This window comes from Streptomyces sp. NPDC057271, from assembly GCF_042668715.1.
Classification (GTDB): Bacteria; Actinomycetota; Actinomycetes; order Streptomycetales; family Streptomycetaceae; genus Streptomyces.
This window is the reverse complement of record NZ_JBHUYJ010000213.1, coordinates 1-3968: the sequence shown is the minus strand read 5'-3', so window position 1 is coordinate 3968 and position 3968 is coordinate 1. Positions and strand designations below refer to the sequence as shown.

The 3968-nt window shown below is 76.3% G+C and carries 4 protein-coding genes; 3 read left to right on the top strand and 1 reads right to left on the bottom strand.

Annotation, left to right across the window (positions count from 1 at the left end; genetic code table 11):
- Both ACFUJR_RS38920 and mycP read left to right on the top strand, forming a co-directional pair.
- A partial coding sequence (locus ACFUJR_RS38920; RefSeq protein ID WP_383451270.1) for a hypothetical protein occupies window positions 1-1005 on the top strand: 1005 nt, incomplete at its 5' end.
- Window positions 1002-2183 carry a type VII secretion-associated serine protease mycosin gene (gene mycP / locus ACFUJR_RS38915; protein WP_383181185.1) on the top strand — a complete coding sequence of 394 codons (1182 nt, stop codon included), beginning with the start codon at window positions 1002-1004 and terminating at the stop codon, window positions 2181-2183. The genes ACFUJR_RS38920 and mycP, both read left to right, overlap by 4 nt.
- Here the strand turns inward: mycP and ACFUJR_RS38910 are convergent.
- A complete protein-coding gene (locus ACFUJR_RS38910) occupies window positions 2158-2886 on the bottom strand; it encodes a serine hydrolase (protein WP_383181188.1) in 729 nt (242 codons plus the stop codon). The two genes, mycP and ACFUJR_RS38910, sit on opposite strands and share 26 nt — an antisense overlap.
- Before the next feature lie 154 nt (window positions 2887-3040).
- On the opposite strand from ACFUJR_RS38910, the gene ACFUJR_RS38905 reads away from it, so the two are divergent.
- Window positions 3041-3784 (top strand): SseB family protein, encoded by a 744-nt coding sequence (locus ACFUJR_RS38905; RefSeq protein ID WP_383181191.1) that lies wholly within the window; start codon window positions 3041-3043, stop codon window positions 3782-3784.
- Window positions 3785-3968 lie beyond the last annotated feature (184 nt).

Genomic DNA, 3968 nt, shown 5'->3' with positions numbered 1-3968 from the left:
GCACCCGCGCCCGCGCCGCCCGCGCCCGCCGACGTACCGGCCGCCGAGACGACCACGCGGCTGCGGCCGATCCGTGACACGGGCGCCCGGGCGATACCGCCGCGCCCCGCGACCCAGCCCCCGGCGCGGCCCGCCGCCGCGCCCGCCCCGCGGATGCCGGCGCAGACGTACGGAACGTACGGCGCCTATCGGCCCTACACCGCACCGCCCGAGACCGTCGTCGAGACCACCACCCGTCTCCGGCCCATCCGCGAGCGCCGCGTCGGCCTGGTGGTCGCGGCCGGGGCCTGCCTCGTCCTCGGTGCCGGCCTCGTCGGCGGCGCCGTCGCCGGAGCCGTCCTCGCCACCACGGACGCCGGCGCCCCCGAGGAGCCCGAGGGCTACGCCGAGGCCAGGACCCTGTGGCACAGCGTCCCCGTCGACACGCTCTTCCCCCGCACCCTCGCGGGCCCCAAGGAGGGCCCCGGCGCCGCCGACCGCACCTGGACGCGGGTCGTCGTCGCACCCGACGCCCCCTGCACCTCGGCCTCCCTGCCCAAGAGCGTGCTCACCACCCTGCGGCCCGTCGGCTGCGACCGCGTCCTGCGCGCCACCTACACCGACGCCACCGCCTCCAGCGTCATCACCGTCGGTCTGGTCTTCACCCAGGCCGATCCCACCGCCACACGCTCCCTCGCCACCGAGTCCGCCGCACGCCTCGGCACCGACGTACCCCCGGCGCTCTCCGCCCCGGGCACCGTGGCCGCCCGCTTCGGCGCCGCGCAGCGCGCCGGCTGGTGGACCCGCGCACTGAACGACCTTCCCGTCGTCGTCACCGCAGTCTCCGGCTTCGCCGACGGCCGTCCCGTCGCCTCCCCCCAGCCCGCCGACCGGGCCATGGCCGACGGACAGACCAGCCCCGTCGCCCAGTCCGGCCTCGGCCACGAGGCCAAGGGTGTCGCCGACCGGATCGAGAGCACCCTGCGCGCAACGGTCACCACAGCAGCGAAGGACCACGACCGGTGACCCGCCCCCGCGCCCTCGCGGCCCTGCTCGCGGCCGCCTTCGCGGTCCTCCCCGCCACCACCACCCCGGCGTACGCCGACACCATCCGCGCCCGCCAGTGGGGCCTCGAAGCCCTGCACACGACCAAGGCCTGGCGGACCACCAAGGGCGAGGGCATCACCGTCGCCGTCCTCGACACCGGGGTCGACGCGGACCACCCCGACCTCGTCGGGTCCGTCCTCACCGGCAAGGACCTCGTCGGCTTCGGTGCCGGGCGCGGCGACCGGGCCTGGGCCCGTCACGGCACCGCCATGGCCGGCATCATCGCCGGGCACGGCCACGGACCCGGCCGTCAGGACGGCGTCCTCGGCGTCGCCCCGAAGGTCGAGATCCTGCCCGTCAGGGTCATCCTCGAAGGCACCGACAAGGCCCGTGACAAGGCCCGCAAGACCCGCGGCACCGCCCTCGCCGAAGGCATCCGCTGGGCCACCGACAACGGCGCCGACGTCATCAACCTCTCCCTCGGCGACGACTCCAAGTCCGCCCACCCCGACGCGGGAGAGGACGCCGCCGTCCAGTACGCCCTCGCCAAGGGCGTCTCCGTCGTCGCCTCGGCCGGCAACGGCGGCGAGAAGGGCGACCACATCTCGTACCCCGCGGCCTACCCCGGCGTGGTCGCCGTGACCGCCGTCGACCGGTACGGCACGCACGCCTCCTTCTCCACCAGCCGCTGGTACTCCACCGTCAGCGCCCCCGGCGTCGACATCGTCATCGCCGACCCGGACCGCCGCTACTACGAGGGCTGGGGCACCAGCGCCGCCGCCGCGTTCGTCTCCGGCGCCGTCGCGCTCGTCCGGTCCGCCCACCCCGACCTGACGCCCGCCCAGATCAAGCGGCTCCTCATCGACACCGCCCGCAACCGGCCCAAGAACGGCCGCAGCGACGACAAGGGGTACGGCACCGTCGACCCCGCCGCCGCCATCGAGGCCGGCGCCCGGCTCAAGGGCGCCGACCCCAAGGACGCCTCCGCCGGCTACCGCGGCCGCTTCTTCGGCGCCGGACCGCAGGCCGCCCCCGACGACGACAGGCCGGTCGGCCTGCTCGCCCCGGCCGCCGGCGGTGTCGGCGCGCTGCTGCTCGCCGCCGCGGTCGTCCTGTGGCGCGGCAGCCGCGCTACAGGGCCGCGCCCACCGCGCTGACCGCCGCCCGCGCGGCCCTCTCCACGGCCGTCACGCCCGCGTCCTTCGTGGCGTGACCGTCGGAGACCACCGCCACGAGGTAGACCCGCCCGCCGGCCGTCACCCGTCCCACGCTGTTGACGACCCAGAGGCCGGTGGCATCACGGGGGAGCCACCCGTTCTTCACCGCCCCGTCGGCGCCCGCCGCCGAGACACCCCAGGCCTGGTCGGCGGCCACGCCCGCCATCAGCCCGATGACGTACGTACGGGAGTCCTCGGCCAGCGGCGAGTCCGTGCCGAACACCGCGCGGAGGAGCACCAACCGGTCCGCGGCCGTCGTCCGGGTCAGCCCCCACGCCGTCGCGCCGGTCGTCCGCGCGAGCCCGAGCCGCGCGTTGGCGGCGTCCAGGCCCTCCGCGCCGCCGATCGTCCGCCACAGCGTGGTCGCCGACGCGTTGTCGCTCCGCCGGATCATCGCGGCGGCGGCCGAGCGCTCCGCCGAGGTCAGCTCCCGGTCCTCGTCCTGCGCGCGAAGCAGCAGGGCCGCGAGGATGTCGAGCTTCACGACGCTCGCGGTGTCGTACGTCCGCCCCTCGCCGCCGTACGAGGCCGAGCGCCCGGTCTCCAGGTCGAGCACCGCGACCGCCAGGGACGCCCCGTTCCCGGCGAGCACGGGCCCGACCGCCGCGGCGAGTGCGGCGTCGAGATCCACTTCCACGGTCATGGTGGCCGTCTCCTCCCGGGTGGGTCGTGCGGCGGACGGGGCCAGTCTGGTGCGGGCACGGGGGCGACGCCAGGAACGGTGCCCGGCAGTGGCCCGTGGGCGAGCCGGCCACCCGCGGGGAAGGCGGCCCACCGAGGGCGGTTAGGCTCGGTGCGTGGCGCTCAAGAACATCCCTGACCCCGGTTTCTCCGACGACGACGGAACCGCCGATCCGCGGCTCACCGAGGCCCTCACGGCCTGGGCGGCGGACAGAACCGCGCACGGGCCGGTCCTGGAGGCGCTGAAGAACGCGCGTCTGCTGGTCCCTGTCGTCGCCGTCCTCGGCGAGGTGGAGGACGACCCGGAGACGGGGCTGCGCCGCGAGAAGACGAGCGACATGGCCGTGCCCACGCTCACCGCCGGCGACCGGCGGGCGCTGCCGGCCTTCACCTCGATCGCCTCGCTCGCGCTCTGGGACCCGCAGGCCCGGCCGGTGGCCGTCCCCCTGCACCAGGCCCTCCAGGCGGCGGCGCACGAGAAGGCGGACACCGTCGTCCTCGACCTCGCGGGCCCGGTTCCGTACGAGCTGACCGGCCCGGCACTGCTCGCCCTCGCGGAGGGCCGCACCAGTGCGGACCCGCTGGAGGACCCGGCGGTACGGGAGGCGGTACGGAACGCGGTCGCGGCCGAGCCCGCGGTCCTGCGGGCCCACCTCGGCCCCGGCAGCGCCGACGGCACCCTGGCCCTCGTCCTGTCCGAGGACGCGGCCCCCGCGGAGGCCGCCCGGCGGGTGGCCCGTGGCCTGGCCGCCGACGAAACACTGAGGGCCCGCCTGGTGCGCGGCCTGGACCTGGCACTCCTGCCGGCCTCGGCCACGCCTCCGGGCGAGCCCTTCTACGTACGGGACACGGTGTCCTAGCCGTACACCGGCCCCGTGGCGGCGTTCTTCCGGGGGGCGACCCCCGTACCCCCGGGGGCCGGCCGTTCGGGTGCGCCGGTCGCGGTGTCCTAGCCGCAATGCCGGTGACTTAGGTTGTGCCTTGTCGGGTGGTGGTGATGGTGTTCGGTGCGGTTGGTGTCCGGTTGCGGTGCTCGGCCCGTTT

Bases quoted from the DNA above. Each gene is read 5' to 3' on its own strand.
- ACFUJR_RS38910 (WP_383181188.1), bottom strand. From the start codon at position 2,886: ATGACCGTGGAAGTGGATCTCGACGCCGCACTCGCCGCGGCGGTCGGG.